Below are 17,293 nucleotides of genomic sequence, written 5' to 3'. Positions count from 1 at the left end.
GGAATAGAGGCCATTTGATATCATTTGCCTCTGCCCGATTACTTCTTCTTTGTGTAACCTGCGATGGCTGATAGGCACTGAACATTCTCAAGCAGTTGAAATCAACGGCGCGAACCAGGGGTTCGCTAAAGGATTTGAGCATGCGGCCATTGCTTCGAGTCTTGGCTTCAATGGGAATACTGCTACTGCTGAGCACATCGGCGCAGGCCACCCGGCTGCGGCTGGTGGCCGACAGCTGGCCACCGTTCACCGATGCCAGCATGGCCAACGGCGGCCTGGCCACGGCCATCGTCACCACCGCCCTGACCCGTGCCGGTTATACCAGCCAGTACGAGCAGGTGCCCTGGGCCCGGGCGCTGCTGGGGGTGGGGGAAGGCCGCTACGATGTGCTGGTCAACGCCTGGTACAACGACTCGCGTACACAAATTGGCCAGTTCTCCGCCAGCTACCTGACCAACCGTATTCGGCTGCTCAAGCGCAAAGGCGATGCGCTGCGCTTCAATGCCTTGAGCGACCTCCATCCGTTCCCTGTCGCCGTGGTACGCGATTACGCCTACTCGCCCGAGTTCGACAGTGACGCCCAATTGCAGAAGGTTCCGGTGCGCAGTTTTTCCGTTGCTGTCGGCATGCTCGCCGCCGGGCGTGTACGCCTGGCGCTGGAGGATGAGTTCGTTGCCGGTTATTACCTCAAGCGCGAACCGAAAGAGGTGCGTGAGGCGGTGGAGTTCTTCGACAAGCCGGTCAGCGAGAACAGCCTGCATATCCTCGTCAGCCTGAAGAATCCCGAGCACCAGCAGATCGTCGCCGGTTTCGACCGCGCCATTGCCCAGATGAAAGCCGATGGCAGTTATGCCCGGCTGCTCAAGCAGCACGGCCTGTAATCAGGCCGGCGCGCTGTCCTTGATCAGGTGTGCGGCGAGGGTGCGCAGTGGCGCCAGTTGCCGGCAGATCAGCGCCAGCTGGGTTTGCACCAGGCGCTGGTTTTCGTCGAGCTCTTCGGGCATCTGCTCAAGCTCATTGGCCAGGGCCTCTTCGGCATCACTGTGGATCGCTACCGGCAACTTGCTGGCCAGGCCTTCGGCGATTTCATCCAGGCTGCTGGCCAGGCTGGCCCCGGCGCCATCGATCAACTGCTGGCGAACCTCGGCATCCAGGGCCGTGTCGCGGTGCGCGCCGAGGCCCGACAGATAACTGAGCAGGGTGTGCGACAGCACCAAAAAACGGAAACCGACGTCGGCCTCCTTACGAAAATGCCCCGGCTCCATGAGCATGTTGGCCAGGGTGGTCGACAACGCTGCGTCGGCGTTGTGGGCGTTGCGCCGGGCCAGGCGGTAGGCGAGGTCGTCGCTCTTGCCCTGGGCGTACTGCTGCATGATCTGGCGCAGGTAGGTGCTGTTGCAGCTCAAGGTGTTGGCCAGCACCTTGTTCAGGCGCCGGCCCTGCCAGTCCGGGAGGAACAGGAATACGGCGAGGATGGCGATCAGGCTGCCCACCAGGGTATCGAACAGGCGCGGCAGGAACAGCCCGTAGCCATCGCCGATCTGGTTGAAGCAGAACAGCACCATCAGGGTGATCGCTGCGGTTGCCAGGGTGTAGCGGGTGGTGCGGTTGACGAAGAACACCACCCCGGCGGCCACGGCGAACAGTGACTGGATGATCGGGCTGGGGAACAGGTCGAACAACGCCCAGCCGACGGTCAGGCCGATGCCCGTACCGATGATCCGTTGCACCAGCTTGCGCCGCGTGGCGCCGTAGTTGGGCTGGCAGACGAACAGGGTGGTGAGGATGATCCAGTAGCCCTGGGTCGGGTGAATCAGGTGCACCATGCCATAGCCGATCGACAGCGCCAGAGGCAGGCGCAGGGCGTGGCGAAACAGCAGCGAAGTCGGCGTCAGCTGCTGGCGCAGGCGGCTCCAGACGTCCTTGAAGTTGCGCGGCGAGCGGTCGAGCAGGCTGCTGTCGCTGGCATCGGCAAGGTTGTCGGGGTTGCTGGCATCGCTGAGCAGGCGGTCGAGGGTCGCCAGGTTTGCCGCCAGCGCCCGCAGCGAACGCAGCAGGCCACGCCAGGCCGGGTTGCTCTGGATGCGCAGGTGTTCGAGCGAGGCGTGCAGGTCTTCCAGGGCCTGGGCGAAGCTGGTGTCGTAGGTGAACGGCTGACGCAGCTGGATGGATTCGGACAACTGCTGGCACGCAACGCCCTGCTGGCGCAGCAGGCGCTGGCAGCGGAACAGCACGTCGCTGTGGAAAAAGGCTTCGGTCAGGGCGTTGTAGGGGTAGTGCGAAGAACTGGCACGCTCATGGATGTCCTGGGCCAGGAAGTACAGCTTCAGGTAGCGGCTGACCTTCGAGCCAGGCCGGCCATTGCCGACCCGGTGCAGGATGATCTCCTTGGCCGCATTCAGTGCGGCCACCACCCGGCCGTTCTGCTGCGCCAGTTCCAGGCGCCGGGCTTCGACATCCAGCTGGCGGATCGGCTCGAACAGGGTGGCCTTGAGCTTGAGGTAGCGACCCAGTTCGCGGAACAGCCGGGCCAGGCTCTGCTGCACCGGCTGGTTGGAAAACAGCGCCTGCCATAGCACTGAAAGCAGGCCGTACCAGGCGGCGCCGGCCACCAACAGCAACGGCTCGTGCCAGAAGTCAGTGACTTCGCCGCCGCGCTGGTCGACGCCGATCATGGTGTACACCGACAAAATCAGCGTCGCCGAGGCAATCGCGCCGTAGCGCTCGCCGAGCGCGCCGAGCATGGTCAGGGCAAAGCTGGCCAGGGCCAGGGCGCAGCCGAAGATGATCGGGTAGGGGAACAGCAACTCCACCGACAGCGCGGCAACCGTGAAGCACACCAGGGTCACCGCCAGGGCATTCAGGCGCCCCTGCCAGCTGTCGTCGGTCTCGGCCAGGGCGCTGGCGATAATCCCCAGAAACAGCGGGATCAGCAGGCTCATCTCGTCCTTGTACCAGCACAGCAGCATGCTGCCGGTCAGGGCGATGAGAACGCGGATGGCGTAGCTGAACTTGTCCAGGGCCCAGAGGCGGCGCAACGATTGGCTGAACGAGGAAGATGACATGTCGGGTCGGCAGGCCTTGGGCGATGATCGAAATTGAGCCAGTCAGATGGCAGCGGTGTTACCGCCGCCATCTGACCAGCAAAATTTGTTCCTTGATGCGCTGATTCTACCGCGAAGGTTAGACGAACTGCGCGGCCGCGTACGCCGAGGCCCAGGCCCACTGGAAGTTGAAGCCGCCCAGGTGGCCACTGACGTCGAGCACTTCACCGATAAAGTACAGCCCCGGGCTTTTCAGCGACTCCATGGTTTTCGACGAAACCTCGCGGGTATCGACGCCGCCCAGGGTTACCTCGGCGGTGCGGTAGCCCTCGGTACCGGCCGGCACCACCTGCCAGGCCCCGAGCTTGTCGCTGACCTGGGCCAGTTCCGCCGGGGTGTACTGCTTCATCGGTTTGGAGACGAACCAGTGCTCGGCCAGCAGGTTGGCCATCTTCTTGGTGAAGATTTCGCCGAGCAGGGTCTTGAGCTCGCTGTTGGGGCGCTCGGCTTGCTGCTGTTGCAGCCAGCTCAGGGCGTCGTGCTCGGGCAGCAGGTTGATCTCAACCGTGTCGCCGGCCTGCCAGAACGAAGAAATCTGCAGGATCGCCGGGCCGCTCAGGCCGCGGTGGGTAAACAGCAGGTTTTCCCGGAAGCTGCTGGCGTTGCAGCTGGCCACGCAATCCACCGAGGTGCCCGACAGTTCAGTGCAGATCGCCTTGAGCTGCGGCTCGGTGATGGTGAACGGCACCAGGCCGGCACGGGTCGGCAGCAGGGTGTGACCGAACTGACGGGCGACCTGGTAGCCGAAGCCGGTGGCGCCCAGGGTCGGGATCGACAGGCCGCCGGTGGCGATGACCAGGGACTGGCACTGGAACTGGCCGGCGCTGGTTTCCAGCAGGTAGCCGCTGTCGAGTTTTTCGATCTGCTCGATGCGGGTGTCCATGCGCAGCTCGGCGCCAGCGTTGTCGCACTCGTCCAGAAGCATGCCGAGGATGTCGCTGGACTTGTTATCGCAGAACAGTTGGCCGAGCTTTTTCTCGTGGTAGGGCACGCCGTGCTTGCCGACCATCTCGATGAAGTCCCACTGGGTGTAGCGGGCCAGGGCCGATTTGCAGAAGTGCGGGTTGTGCGAGAGGAAATTGCTCGGCTCGGTGTACATGTTGGTGAAGTTGCAGCGGCCACCACCGGACATGAGGATCTTCTTGCCCGGTTTGTTGGCGTGGTCGAGCAGCAGCACCTGACGGCCGCGTTTGGCGGCGCTCAGGGCGCACATCAGGCCGGCGGCGCCAGCGCCGATGATGATCACTTCGGTGGAACGCACTGCAAAATCCTCGAGAATTCGGTGGTGAAGCGATCGCGGGGCAAGCCCGCTCCTACAGGGAGGGTGTGTAGGAGCGGGCTTGCCCCGCGAAAAAAGTAATCAGACGATCCGCACCCGCAACGAGCGGCCTTTGATCTTGCCGCTGTTGAGCCGCTGCAGCGCCTGTTTGGCCACCGCGCGCTCGACGGCGACGAAGGCCTGGAAGTCGAAGATGGCAATCTTGCCGACCTGGGTGCCCGGCAGCCCGGCATCGCCGGTCAGGGCGCCAAGAATGTCGCCAGGGCGCAGCTTGTCCTTGCGCCCGGCAGCGATGCACAGGGTGCTCATGGTCGGCAGCAGCGGTGCACCATTCTGGGCCTTGAGGCTGTCCAGCTGTTCCCAGCGCAGGGCGGCCTTCTGCATGTCTTCGATGGCCTGGGCGCGATGGCCTTCGGCCGGGGCCACCAGGCTCACCGCCAGGCCTTTCTCGCCGGCACGGCCGGTACGGCCGACGCGGTGCACGTGGATCTCGGCATCGCGGGCCAGCTCGACGTTGATGACCATGTCCAGGGCGTCGATATCCAGGCCGCGGGCGGCGACGTCAGTGGCCACCAGCACCGACAGGCTGCGGTTGGCGAACAGGGTCAGGACCTGGTCGCGGTCACGCTGCTCCAGGTCGCCATGCAGGGCCTGGGCGGCGATACCCTTGGCCTGCAGGTGCTCGACCAGCTCCTGGCACTGCTGCTTGGTGAAGCAGAACGCTACGCACGACTGCGGGCGGAAGTGCCCGAGCAGCTTGCTCACCGCGTCCATGCGCTGTTCCGGGGTGATCTCGTAGAAGCGCTGCTCGATCTGGCTGTCGGCGTGCTGCGACTCGACCTTGACGGTTTGCGGGTCGCGCATGAACGCCGAGGCCAGCTGCTTGATGCCGGCCGGGTAGGTGGCGGAGAACAGCAGGGTCTGGCGGCGCTTCGGGGTCTGGCCGATGATGTCGGCGATGGCGTCGTAGAAGCCCATGTCGAGCATGCGGTCGGCTTCATCGAGCACCAGGGTGTTGAGGCCATCGAGCACCAGGGTGCCTTTGCTCAGGTGCTGCTGCACGCGGCCCGGGGTGCCGACGATGATGTGCGCGCCGTGCTCCAGCGAAGCGATCTGCGGGCCCAGGGACACGCCACCGCAGAGGGTCAGAATCTTGATGTTGTCTTCGCTGCGGGCCAGGCGGCGCAGCTCTTTGGCCACCTGGTCGGCCAGCTCGCGGGTCGGGCACAGCACCAGCGCCTGGCACCCGAAGTAACGCGGGTTGAGCGGGTTGAGCAGGCCGATGCCGAAGGCGGCGGTCTTGCCGCTGCCGGTCTTGGCCTGGGCGATCAGGTCCATGCCCTTGAGCATCACCGGCAGGCTTTGGGCCTGGATCGGGGTCATCTGGGCGTAGCCGAGGGCGTCCAGGTTGGCCAGCATGGCGGCGGACAGCGGCAAAGTGGCGAAGGCGGTGGCAATGGTGGTCACGAGACTGGCCTGCAAAACAAAATGTCGCGCAGTGTACCAGCCTCATGGCCTTTAGCCCTAAGGCTCGATCTCCGGTTCCGGACGAGGGGCACGCCTTCCGTCTGCCCTGGACAACTGCATGAAGATCGCCGCCGCCAGCATGGCCATCAGGCCGATGGTCACAAAGGTCAGTTGGAACGCCCCGAGGGTGCTCTCGACGCCTTCGGCACTGCCCGCTGCGGTAAAACCGCCAAGCAGGGCGCCGGCACAGGCCACACCGAGGCTCAGTGACAATTGCGCGACTACCGACAGCAGGCTGTTGCCGCTGCTGGCGCTGTTGTCGTCGAGATCGATCAGGGTCACGGTGTTCATTGCCGTGAACTGCATCGAGTTGACTGCACCCAGCAAGCCCAGTTGCAACAGCAACAGGGCGTAGGGCGTCTGTTCGTCGACCAGCCCCAGGCTTGCCAGCAGCAGGCCCAGCAGCAGGGTATTGCCGGTGAGAATATTGCGATAGCCGAAGCGCTCGATCAGCGGCCGGGCAATCGACTTGGCGACCATCGCCGCCGCGGCCAGGGGGATCATGCTCATGCCGGCCTGGGACGGTGAGTAACCCAGCGCCACCTGCAGCAACAGCGGTACCAGGAACGGCAGGGCGCCGCTGCCCAGGCGGGCAAACAGGTTGCCGAGGATACCCACCGAAAAGGTCCGGGTGCGGAACAGTTTTGGCGAAAACAGCGGGTTGTCGACGCTGCCGGCGCGCAGCCAGTAGGCGGCCAGGCAGGCCATGCCGGCAAACAGCAGCAGCATTACCCGCAGGTGCGGCAGGTGCAGCTCGCCCAGGCCTTCCATGGCAATGGTGATCAACACCATTGCCGCGCCGAACAGCACGAAGCCGATGCCGTCGAAGCGGGTACGCTCTGAGCCGCGCAGGTCGGGGATGAACTTCCACACCGCATAACAGCCGATGGCGCCAACCGGCAGGTTGAGCAGGAAGATCCAGTGCCAGCTGAGAATTTCCACCAGCCAGCCGCCCATGGTCGGGCCCAGCAACGGCCCGAGCAGGCCGGGGATGGTGATGAAGCTCATGATCCGCACCAGCTCCGAGCGTGGATAGGCACGCAGTACCACCAGGCGCCCGACCGGTAGCATCAAGGCGCCGCCCAGGCCCTGGATCACCCGTGCCGCTACCAGCATGCAGAGGCTGCTGGCCAGGGCGCAGAGCAGCGAACCGAGGCTGAACAGGAGGATGGCGCCGAAGAAGATGCGCTTGGTGCCAAAGCGGTCGGCAATCCAGCCCGAGGCCGGGATCAGCAGGGCCACGGTGAGCATGTAGGCGATGATCACCGACTGCATGCGCAGCGGGTCTTCGGCCAGGTCGCGGGCCATGGCCGGCAGGGCGGTGTTGAGGATGGTGCCGTCGAGCGACTGCATGAAAAAGGCGATGGCCACCACCCAGGGAATCCAGCGGGCGGTGGTCGGGTCCAGCGGGGCGCGGTTGGGCATGGGTTAGTGTGCAGTCCTTGAGGGCCTCATCGCGGGTCGGTGGCAGCGGGCTTGACCCGCGATGGGCTAATTACAGTGTCAACGTCAGGCGTTTGACCAACGCTCCCGGCAAATGGCTCGAACTGGTCTGGCGCTGGCCGTAGGTGCTGGTCGACAGAATCAGCTCGCGTTCGGTCGTCAATGCCTCCAGTTGCGAACCCAGCAAACTGTAGACGCTGTCGTCAAAGCGCATGGTGCTCACCGGCGCCTGGATCTCGCCGTTCTCGACCCAGAAGGTGGCGAAGCGGGTCAGGCCGGTCATGCGCGCAGCGGGCAGGTCCGAGTAGTTCAGGTACCAGAGGTTGCTGATGTACAGGCCGGTGCCCAGGCGGGCGAGGACTTCGCTCTGCCCAAGCTCGCCGCCGGCCATGCTCAGCGCGCATGGCGACTCGTAGCTATCGGCACCGTTGGCCGCCAGTTCGAACTCGGCGGCGCTACGGGCGCAGATCAGCCGATCGTGGGCCCGGCCCTGGTCAATCAGGCGCAGGTCGCTGCGCACCAGGCCTTCGTCCGAAAACGACGGGCTCAGCGAGCCGCTGACCTGCTCGCTTATCTGGACCAACGGGCTCAGGCTGGCATCGGCGCTGTACAGGCGTTGCAGCGGGCTGTTCTTGGTGGCGATGGCCTGGGCCGAGAAGCCGCCCCAGCAGAGCATGCCCATGATCTCGTCCAGCGCTGCCGGTGCCAGGTAGGCGCGGTACTGACCGGGGGCGAGCTTTTTCAGCGGGCGGCCGAGGTAGTCGAGCTGTTCGCGGGCCTGCTGCAGGCGCAGGGCGAAGGCTTCGCCGTCCCAGGACTGGCCGGCATAGTTGGCTTTGACCGCCTCGCCGTTGCTGTGGAACAGGCTCCAGTCGAAGTTGAAACTGTTGGCCTGGTGCCAGCCAAAGGCCCCAAACGAGCTGGCAAAACCCCGGCAGATCGGGCCCGCGGCGTAGATGCCAACCAGGTCCAGATCACCCGCGCCTTGCTCGATCTGCGCCAGCACCGCAGCGCTGTCTGGCAGCGCTTGATCCTGCACGCTATGGCTGTGCCAGGCGCTGTCATTGAGTTGCAGGTAAGGGTCGGGCTCAAGCAGCGGCAGGGTCTGGCGCAGTTGCTCCAGGGCTTGTTGCAGGCGCAGCTGATCGACCTCGGCGTCGTTGCCGAGGGTGAACTGCAGCTCGGCCTGGCGCCCGTCGGCGACCAGCTTGAGCACGCAACTGGCCTGTTGCACTTCGCCGGCCTGGCGCACCCTGGCGTGGTTGAAGCGGATGAACTGCGAGTGCTCGCCGCTGTAGCTCAAGGTGAAATGCTCTGGCGCGCACACCGCGTCGCGCAGGCTGGCGACCAGGTGCTGGAAACTTTGCAGTGGGGTGGCAGCCATCAGGCGTCTCCTCCGAATACGTCGATCTGGCTGAATACGCAGGCGGGGGAGGCGTGGCCCACGCGTACCACCTGGTTCGGCTCGCCCTTGCCGCAGTTTGGCGTGCCCAGTACCTGCAAGGTGCTGGCGTCACCGACGGCGCTGAGATTGCCCCAGAACCGGGCGGAGATGCCGCGGTAGTTGGGGTTCTTGACCACGCCCTTGAGCTCGCCGTTTTCGATCAGTTGGCCCCATTCGCAGCCGAACTGGAACTTGTTGCGCGCATCATCAATCGACCACGAGCGGTTGGTGCGCATCAGGATGCCCTGCTCGATACCGCCGATCAGTTGCGCCAGGGTCTTGTCCCCCGGCTCGATGTTGAGGTTGGCCATGCGGTCGATCGGCGCGCGGTTCCAGCCGCAGGCGCGGCTGTTGGCCACCCCTTCAAGGCCGGAACGGAACTGCGACAGGGCACCACCGAGCGGGCGGACCAGCAAACCGTCCTTGATCAGGTACTGCTTGTGCGCAGCGCTGCCGTCATCGTCGTGGCTGTAGCTGGCAAGCTCTTCGCGGATCGACGGGTCGAAGGTCACGTTGAGCAATTTCGAGCCGTACTGCAGGCTGCCGAAGTCGCTGGCTTTGACAAAGCTGGTGCCGGCGTAATTACGCTCGTCGCCGAGGATGCGGTCCATTTCCAGCGGGTGGCCGATCGATTCGTGGATCTGCAGCATCATCTGGTCGGGCATCAACAGCAGGTCGCGCACACCACTGGGGGTGTTCGGCGCCAGCAGCAGTTGCAGGGCCTGCTCGGCGACTTTGGCCCCGGCACCAACCAGGCCGCAACGCTCGATCACATCGAGGCCGCCCTGCTGGCCGAAGTTTTCCCGGCCCAGGGTGCGGGTCTGGCTGTCCTGGCCGTCGAAGGCGGTGGTGCTGAAACCCGGGTAGATAAAGCGCTGGGCCTGGCGCAGTTCGGCGCCGGCGGTGTTCAGGTAGATCTGCTCGATAGTGCTGATGCCAAGGCTTGCCTGCCAGTTCACCAGGCGGCTGTCGTCCGGCACGCTGGCAGATTCCTGGGCAAGCAGGGCGTAGCAGTCGGCCAGGGACGGGAAGGCTTGCTCAAGGTTGGGCGAGCAGTAATCGGCGCGGCCGGTGGCCAGTGGTTGCTCGCGCAGGTCGAGCAGGGCGCGCCCGGCGATTTGCCGGGCCAGTGCCTCAGCCTGCTCCAGGGCACGCTGCAAGCCGGCTTGCGAGAGGTCGGCGGTGGCGGCGTAGGTTTCCACGCCATGGACGCGCACGGTGAGCATCGCGCCTTCGTCGCGGCTGAGAAACGGCGGCTCGGCGATATTCTTGCGCACCGACAGGTGTTGCTGGCTTTGCTGCACATAACGCAGGGAGAAAAATTCGCCACTGCTGCGCAGAGCGGCGAAGCGCTGGCGCAGCAATGCGGTCAACTCGAACATGCGGGAACCTCCGTGTGCGCGGTGGCTCCCCCTCAGAACCACTCGTCGTGCATGCTCAGGCAGGTATCGTCACTGGCCGCGAGCAATGCCAGCTCATTATGGCAGCCCGGCACTTCCCAGGTCAGGAAATAACGCGCGGCCTGCAATTTGCCCAGGTAGAAGTCGCGATCGGCCGGGTTGCCCCGGGCCAGGCCTTGTTCGGCGTGGATTGCCTGCTCCAGCCAGCGCCAGCCGATCACGCAGTGACCGAAAGCCTTTAGATACAGCGCCGAGTTGGCCAGGGCTGCATTGACCTGGCCCTGGGCCAGATCGCCGAGCAGGCCGAGGGTCACTTCCTGCAGGCGATTGAGCAACTGCTCCAGCGGTACCCGCAGACGATCCAGGCTGCTGTGCGGATGGGCTCTCTCGCAGGTGCTGGCGATCAGGCGGACCAGTTGCTTGAGCCCTGCACCACCGTTTTGCGCCAGCTTGCGCCCGAGCAGGTCCAGCGACTGGATGCCGTGGGTACCTTCGTGAATCGGATTCAGGCGGTTGTCGCGGTAGTACTGTTCGACCGGGTACTCGCGGGTGTAGCCATGGCCGCCGAGAATCTGGATGGCCAGCTCGTTGGCCTTGAGGCAAAACTCCGAAGGCCAGGACTTGACGATCGGCGTCAGCAGGTCGAGCAGTTCATGGGCCTCCTGGCGAACCGTATCGCTTTCGCCGCTCTGGGTGTCATCGAACAGCCGCGCGGCGTACAGGCCCAGATCAAAGGCGCCTTCGACGTAGGCCTTCTGGGTCAGCAGCATGCGCTTGACGTCGCTGTGATTGATGATCGGCACGGCAGCGGTGGCCGGATCCTTGTTGTCTGGCAGGCGCCCTTGCGGACGCTGGCGGGCGTACTCCAGCGAGTACAGATAGCCGGCATAACCAAGCATCACCGCGCCCATGCCGACGCCGATACGCGCCTCGTTCATCATCTGGAACATGCAGGCCAGGCCCTGGTGTGGCTTGCCCACCAGGTAGCCGACGCACTGGCCGTTGTCGCCGAAGTTCAGCGCCGTCGAGGTGGTGCCGCGCCAGCCCATCTTGTGGAACAACCCGGCCAGCAACACATCGTTGCGCGGGCCGAGGCTGCCGTCGGCGTTGACCAGGAACTTGGGCACGATAAACAGCGAAATGCCCTTCACCCCGGGCGGCGCATCGGGCAGCTTGGCCAGGACCATATGCACGATGTTCTCCGACAATGGATGGTCGCCGCCGGAAATGAATATCTTGTTGCCGCGCAGCCGATAGCTGCCATCGCCGGCTGGCTCGGCGCGGCTGCGAATATCGGCCAGGGACGAGCCAGCGTGCGGCTCGGTCAAGGCCATGGTGCCGAAGAAGCGGCCTTCGATCATCGGTTGCAGGAACAGGCGCTTCTGCTCGTCGCTGCCAAAGCTTTCAATCAGGTTGGCGGCGCCCATGGTCAGGAACGGGTAGGCCGTGGTACCGGCGTTGGCCGCCTGGAAGTGGGCGAAACAGGCTTGCGAGAGCAAGGTCGGCAACTGCATGCCACCGGCTTCGAAGTCGCGGCTGGCGTTGAGAAAGCCGGCTTCAAGGAAGGCATCGACCGCAGGCTTGACCTCGGGGATCAACAGCGCCTCGCCATTTTCATAGCGCGGCTCGTGCTCATCGCCCTTGCGATTATGCGGGGCGAAATACTTCTCGGCGATGGTCCGCGCAGTGCTCAGAGCGGCATCGAAGGTTTCGCGGTTGTGCTCGGCAAAGCGCGGGCGTTGGGTCAGGGCCTCGGCATCGAGCACTTCGTAGAGTTCGAAGGCCAGGTTGCGGGCGCTGAGCAGGGTCTCGGACATGGCGGCATTCCTGTCTGGGGATGGGCCGAGTCTAGGTAGTGACGATGCTACTGCACAGTGAAATAGATACGGGTGATGGCAAGGCACAAGGCGTTTGGGAATGTTCGTACCCTTGCTTCGGAGCCAGAGGGCAGATCTGTGATGCACGAGCAGGCTTAGATAGTCGGCCCATTACCGAAGGCCGTAGCCATGACCACTAACAGCACCGCTTCGATGAGCCCTGATCTCTCTGATGCCACAGGCAGGGGGCCAATGTTCTTCGTCGTATCGATCAGAAAGTTGATCGTGATGAACCTGTTCACCTTTGGTTTTTATTGGCTTTTTTGCCATTACCAAAGCTGGGCGCTCTACCGGCGGGAAACCGGGGAGCGAGTGTTACCGCTGGTAAGAAGCATCTTCGGCATTCTGTTTCTTTACAGCCTGCTGAGCAGGGTCGATCGGCAATTACACCTGTCTGGTCGAAGCTACAGGTGGTCACCGTTCTGGTTGGTATGCGCCTTGATCCTGCTGACAGCGTTCTCGTTGTGGGCAAACCAGATGATGGAGCTGGCGCCGCTGCCGTTGTTGAGTGCGGTATTGGCTATGGATGTCGTGATTCTTTGGGTAATGGCCAGGATTCAGGGAGCGATAAACACCTGCGTAGGCGACCCGAAAGGCCAGTCTAATTCCCGCTTGTCACTCCTGAATTGGGCCTGGATGTCGGTCGGGATTCTGGTTTGGATAGTGCTGGTGTCTTTTCTCGTGGTTTTGCTGGCAGGTTTTTTCATCGGGATCTTTGTTGATGTCTGAGGCCTTCAGTCGTCAGCCTATGAATCAGCTCCCACGTATGACCCGGTTTTGGTGGGGTGGGATGGATGCATTTTTTATAGTCTTTTATGTCCAGGGTAGTTTTCGTGGCGGTCAGATCCCCTGGTTTTCGTCATTGCTTCCGAGGTCGTGAAGGCGGGTAGCCTGGGGTGGCTGGTGCGTCATCAACGTGCGAAGTTTCTGGGCTAGAAAGCATCGCGGGTCAAGCCCGCTCCTACGCTGTAGGAGCGGGCTTGACCCGCGATAGAGGCGCTGCTGGCTATCAGCCGATAGTCATCAGGCTCGCGTTACCACCGGCAGCAGCAGTGTTGACGCTCAGTGCGCGCTCGATTACCAGGCGCTCCAGGGCAATCGCGGTTTCACCCGACGACAGGCCGTGAACACCGACGATGGCGCCGGCGCGCTTGGCCACCTGCTCGCACACGGCGCGCAGTTGGTCGGAGTCGCCGTGATGGAGGACGGCGTCGAACACCACGTCGTCCTTGTTCCAGTCGGCCACCAGCTGGATGCGCGCTTGCACTTCCTTCGGCAGGCGATTGCGCAGGGTCTTGCTCAGCTCGCCTTCCGGCCACACCGCCGAGCTGCCCACGGCCAGTACCGCCGCCAGTTGGGTCAGCAGGTCAGCTTCGACCTCGGCCAGGCACAGCACGTGCTCGCGCGGCAGGATGGTGTAGCTGTTGCGCTCGCCGGTCGGGCCCGCCAGCAGGCGGCTGATACCGCTTTGCGATTGCTGGGCGAACTGCTCGCACAGGCCGCTCAGGTCGTTCAGCTGATTGCTCGCCGCCCAGGCTTTGAGGGCTTGCAGCGGTTTGCTCAGGCTGTCGCGCAGGCGGGTGTCCGGGGCGTTTTCGCCGTCGGTGCGCTGGAACGACTGCTCGATGGCGCCCGCCGGGCGGGTCGACAGCAGGCGGTACAGGTACAGCGGGCCACCGGCTTTCGGGCCGGTACCGGACAGGCCTTCACCGCCGAATGGCTGCACGCCGACCACGGCGCCGACGATGTTGCGGTTGACGTAGACGTTACCGGCATTGACGTTGTCGATGACCTTGGCAATGGTTTCGTCGATCCGGGTGTGGACACCCAGGGTCAGGCCGTAGCCGGAGGCGTTGATCTGCTCGATCAACTGGTCGAGGTTCTTGCGGTTGTAGCGCACCACGTGCAGTACCGGGCCGAAGATCTCGCGCTGCAGTTCGTCGAAGCTTTCCAGTTCGATCAAGGTTGGCATCACGAAAGTGCCGCGCTTGATCTCTTCACCATCGGCGATTGCCATCTGGTACACGGTACGGCCTTTGTCGCGCATACCCTGGATGTGCTTCTCGATACCGGCCTTGGCTTCGGCGTCGATCACCGGGCCAATGTCCACGGCCAGGCGCTCGGGGTTGCCCAGGCGGCTTTCTGCCATGGCGCCCTTGAGCATTTCGATGACGCGGTCGGCAGAATCTTCCTGCAGGCACAGTACGCGCAGGGCCGAGCAACGCTGGCCAGCGCTGTCGAAGGCAGAAGATACGACGTCGATGACCACCTGTTCGGTGAGCGCCGAGGAGTCGACGATCATCGCGTTCTGGCCGCCGGTTTCGGCGATCAGCGGGATCGGACGGCCCTGGGCATCCAGGCGGCCGGCGATGTTGCGTTGCAGCAGGCGGGCGACTTCGGTAGAGCCGGTGAACATCACGCCTTTGACCCGATCGTCACCGACCAGGCGGGCGCCGACGGTTTCGCCGCGGCCCGGCAGCAGTTGCACTACGCCTTCGGGGATACCGGCTTCGAGCAGCAGGCGCACGGCCTGGGCGGCAACCAGCGGGGTCTGTTCGGCCGGCTTGGCCAGCACCGGGTTACCGGCGGCAAGTGCCGCGGCAACCTGGCCACTGAAGATCGCCAGGGGGAAGTTCCATGGGCTGATGCACACTACCGGACCCAGCGGGCGGTGAGCGTCGTTGCTGAAATCGTTGCGCGCCTGGACGGCGTAGTAACGCAGGAAGTCGACGGCTTCACGCACTTCGGCGATGGCGTTGGCGAAGGTCTTGCCGGCTTCGCGGGCGAGCAGGCCCATCAGCGGCTGGATCTCGGCTTCCATCAGGTCGGCGGCACGCTCCAGGATCGCGGCGCGTTCGGCCGGCGGGGTGGCCTGCCAGATCGGCGCGGCATTGAGCGCGCACTGGATGGCGTTGTCGACGTCAGTGACGTTGGCTTCCTGGACATGACCCACCACATCGCGCAGGTCAGCCGGGTTCAGCACCGGCGCCGCCGCTTCGTTGCTGGAAGCGCAAGCGAGCATCGGCGCGGCTTTCCAGTCGTTGTGGGCGCTGGCCAGCAGGGCGCAGGACAGCGAAGCCAGGCGGTGTTCGTTGGCCAGGTCGATACCGGCGGAGTTGGCCCGCTCGGTGCCATACAGGTCACGCGGCAGCGGAATGCGCGGGTGCGGCAGGCCGGTATTGCCTTCCTGGGTAGCCATCTGTTCGATGGTGGCGACCGGGTCGGCGACCAGTTCCTGGATCGAGATCGACTGGTCGGCAATACGGTTGACGAACGAGGTGTTGGCGCCGTTTTCCAGCAGGCGGCGAACCAGGTAGGCCAGCAGGGTTTCGTGGGTACCGACCGGGGCATACACGCGGCACGGACGGTTCAGCTTGCCATCGGCGACCTTGCCGACAACCTGCTCGTACAGCGGCTCGCCCATACCGTGCAGGCACTGGAATTCGTACTGGCCCGGGTAATAGTTCTGGCCGGCGATATGGTAGATGGCCGACAGGGTGTGGGCGTTGTGGGTGGCGAACTGCGGGTAGATGACTTCCGGCACCGACAGCAGTTTGCGTGCACAAGCAATGTAGGAAACGTCGGTGTACACCTTGCGGGTATACACCGGGTAGCCTTCCAGGCCTTCGACCTGGGCGCGCTTGATCTCGCTGTCCCAGTAAGCACCTTTTACCAGGCGGATCATCAGGCGATGGCGGCTGCGGCGGGCCAGGTCGATGACGTAGTCGATCACATACGGGCAGCGCTTCTGGTAGGCCTGGATGACGAAACCGATACCGTTCCAGCCGGTCAGTTGCGGCTCGAAGCACAGGCGCTCGAGCAGGTCCAGGGACAGCTCCAGGCGGTCGGCTTCCTCGGCGTCGATGTTCAGGCCGATGTCGTATTGCTTGGCCAGCAGGGTCAGCGACAGCAGGCGCGGGTACAGCTCGTCCATGACGCGCTCGTACTGGGCGCGGGTGTAGCGTGGGTGCAGGGCCGAGAGCTTGATCGAGATGCCCGGGCCTTCATAGATGCCGCGACCGTGGGAAGCCTTGCCGATCGAATGGATAGCCTGCTCGTAGGACGCCAGGTATTTCTGCGCGTCATGTTCGGTCAGCGCCGCTTCGCCGAGCATGTCGTAGGAATAACGGAAGCCTTTGGCTTCGAACTTGCTGGCGTTGGCCAGGGCTTCGGCGATGGTTTCGCCGGTCACGAATTGCTCGCCCATCAGGCGCATGGCCATGTCGACGCCCTTGCGGATCATCGGCTCGCCGCTCTTGCCGATGATGCGGCTGAGCGAAGAGGTGAGGCCGGATTCGTTGTGGGTCGAGACCAGCTTGCCGGTCAGCAGCAAGCCCCAGGTGGCGGCGTTGACGAACAGCGACGGGCTGTTGCCCAGGTGCGGCTGCCAGTTGCCGGTGCTGATCTTGTCGCGGATCAGGGCGTCGCGGGTGCCTTTGTCGGGGATGCGCAGCAGGGCTTCGGCCAGGCACATCAGCGCCACGCCTTCCTGCGACGACAGGGAGAATTCCTGCAGCAGGCCCTGAACGATGCCGGCACGGCCGCCAGCGCTCTTCTGGTTACGCAGTTTTTCGGCGATGCCGGCGGCCAGCTTGTTGGTGGCCTCGGCCATGGCGGCCGGCAGGCGCGCCTGCTCCAGCAGCATCGGTACCACTTCCGGCTCAGGGCGGCGGTAGGCGGCGGTGATGGCCGAGCGCAAGACCGACTGCGGCAGGATGCTTTCGGCAAATTCTAGGAAGCATTGGTGGGCGTGGTCGGCCTGTACTTCACCGGCATCGTCGGCATGAATGCCGGGCTGACCGTTGAGTTCGGTCAGGGTGGCGCCACCCTCGAGCTTCTCCAGGTAATTGAAGATCGCTTGTTTGATCAACCAGTGCGGCGTGCGATCGATAGAGGTCGCAGCTGCTTTGAGTCGCTCACGGGTAGGGTCGTCGAGTTTGACCCCAAGGGTGGTCGTCGCCATTTCTTATCCTCATTATTGCCACAGGCTGTGGCTTAAGCTGGCGCCAAGATTAGCCGTGCGCGATTTTGGGTGCAACCTAGTGCAACCCAAAATATGCAGGAAAAAAGTGCTACTCGTCCGGAGGGTAAAACCACACAGCAAAAATGGCTGTTTGTGGTGCATTTTCTTCTGAAAACAGGTCTTCTTGCTCCAAAAGGGAGCAAAAACCCGCTGTTACGCAAAATTTCCGACGAGGTGCAACTTGATTGTAAAAACA

General features: G+C 63.8%; 10 protein-coding genes. 2 read left to right on the top strand and 8 right to left on the bottom strand.

Annotated features, from left to right (window positions below; translation table 11 throughout):
• Window positions 1-140: 140 nt before the first annotated feature.
• Window positions 141-881 (top strand): substrate-binding periplasmic protein, encoded by a 741-nt coding sequence (locus tag BLR26_RS01055; protein ID WP_093376858.1) that lies wholly within the window; start codon window positions 141-143, stop codon window positions 879-881.
• Here BLR26_RS01055 and yccS read toward each other — a convergent pair whose 3' ends face one another.
• The 7 genes from yccS to BLR26_RS01020 form a co-directional block, all read right to left on the bottom strand.
• Window positions 882-3,065, bottom strand: coding sequence for a YccS family putative transporter (gene yccS, locus BLR26_RS01050; protein WP_093376854.1), 2,184 nt, complete (start codon window positions 3,063-3,065; stop codon window positions 882-884).
• Window positions 3,066-3,183: 118 nt separating this feature from the next.
• Window positions 3,184-4,365 (bottom strand): BaiN/RdsA family NAD(P)/FAD-dependent oxidoreductase, encoded by a 1,182-nt coding sequence (locus tag BLR26_RS01045; RefSeq protein WP_045193795.1) that lies wholly within the window; start codon window positions 4,363-4,365, stop codon window positions 3,184-3,186.
• 99 nt (window positions 4,366-4,464) lie between these two features.
• Complete coding sequence (gene dbpA, locus BLR26_RS01040; protein WP_249744453.1) at window positions 4,465-5,802, bottom strand: ATP-dependent RNA helicase DbpA; 1,338 nt, start codon at window positions 5,800-5,802, stop codon at window positions 4,465-4,467.
• Window positions 5,803-5,907: 105 nt separating this feature from the next.
• Window positions 5,908-7,335: a multidrug transporter subunit MdtD gene (gene mdtD / locus BLR26_RS01035; RefSeq protein ID WP_093376851.1), complete on the bottom strand. Its 1,428-nt coding sequence runs from the start codon at window positions 7,333-7,335 to the stop codon at window positions 5,908-5,910.
• Between the two features lie 70 nt (window positions 7,336-7,405).
• On the bottom strand, window positions 7,406-8,737 hold the full coding sequence (locus BLR26_RS01030) for a TldD/PmbA family protein (RefSeq protein ID WP_093376848.1): 1,332 nt from the start codon (window positions 8,735-8,737) through the stop codon (window positions 7,406-7,408).
• Window positions 8,737-10,179 (bottom strand): TldD/PmbA family protein, encoded by a 1,443-nt coding sequence (locus BLR26_RS01025; RefSeq protein ID WP_093376844.1) that lies wholly within the window; start codon window positions 10,177-10,179, stop codon window positions 8,737-8,739. The genes BLR26_RS01030 and BLR26_RS01025 overlap by 1 nt, the downstream gene beginning before the upstream one ends.
• Before the next feature lie 32 nt (window positions 10,180-10,211).
• Window positions 10,212-12,014 (bottom strand): acyl-CoA dehydrogenase, encoded by a 1,803-nt coding sequence (locus tag BLR26_RS01020; protein WP_093376839.1) that lies wholly within the window; start codon window positions 12,012-12,014, stop codon window positions 10,212-10,214.
• 189 nt (window positions 12,015-12,203) lie between these two features.
• On the opposite strand from BLR26_RS01020, the gene BLR26_RS01015 reads away from it, so the two are divergent.
• Window positions 12,204-12,803, top strand: a complete 600-nt coding sequence (locus BLR26_RS01015) for a hypothetical protein (RefSeq protein ID WP_143013253.1) — start codon at window positions 12,204-12,206, stop codon at window positions 12,801-12,803.
• Between the two features lie 280 nt (window positions 12,804-13,083).
• Here the strand turns inward: BLR26_RS01015 and putA are convergent, their stop codons facing one another.
• The gene (putA, locus tag BLR26_RS01010) at window positions 13,084-17,037 is read right to left on the bottom strand and encodes a trifunctional transcriptional regulator/proline dehydrogenase/L-glutamate gamma-semialdehyde dehydrogenase (RefSeq protein ID WP_093376830.1); all 3,954 of its coding nucleotides are present in this window, start codon (window positions 17,035-17,037) and stop codon (window positions 13,084-13,086) included.
• Between the last annotated feature and the right edge of the window lie 256 nt (window positions 17,038-17,293).

Source organism: Pseudomonas sp. UC 17F4 (genome assembly GCF_900101695.1).
Lineage (GTDB): Bacteria > Pseudomonadota > Gammaproteobacteria > Pseudomonadales > Pseudomonadaceae > Aquipseudomonas.
The sequence above is the reverse complement of the archived record's forward strand: the minus strand, read 5'-3'. Positions and strand labels throughout refer to the sequence as shown.

Bases quoted from the DNA above. Each gene is read 5' to 3' on its own strand.
- BLR26_RS01055 (WP_093376858.1), top strand. From the start codon at position 141: ATGCGGCCATTGCTTCGAGTCTTGGCTTCAATGGGAATACTGCTACTG.
- yccS (WP_093376854.1), bottom strand. From the start codon at position 3,065: ATGTCATCTTCCTCGTTCAGCCAATCGTTGCGCCGCCTCTGGGCCCTG.
- dbpA (WP_249744453.1), bottom strand. From the start codon at position 5,802: ATGCTGGCCAACCTGGACGCCCTCGGCTACGCCCAGATGACCCCGATC.
- mdtD (WP_093376851.1), bottom strand. From the start codon at position 7,335: ATGCCCAACCGCGCCCCGCTGGACCCGACCACCGCCCGCTGGATTCCC.
- BLR26_RS01030 (WP_093376848.1), bottom strand. From the start codon at position 8,737: ATGGCTGCCACCCCACTGCAAAGTTTCCAGCACCTGGTCGCCAGCCTG.
- BLR26_RS01025 (WP_093376844.1), bottom strand. From the start codon at position 10,179: ATGTTCGAGTTGACCGCATTGCTGCGCCAGCGCTTCGCCGCTCTGCGC.
- BLR26_RS01020 (WP_093376839.1), bottom strand. From the start codon at position 12,014: ATGTCCGAGACCCTGCTCAGCGCCCGCAACCTGGCCTTCGAACTCTAC.
- BLR26_RS01015 (WP_143013253.1), top strand. From the start codon at position 12,204: ATGACCACTAACAGCACCGCTTCGATGAGCCCTGATCTCTCTGATGCC.
- putA (WP_093376830.1), bottom strand. From the start codon at position 17,037: ATGGCGACGACCACCCTTGGGGTCAAACTCGACGACCCTACCCGTGAG.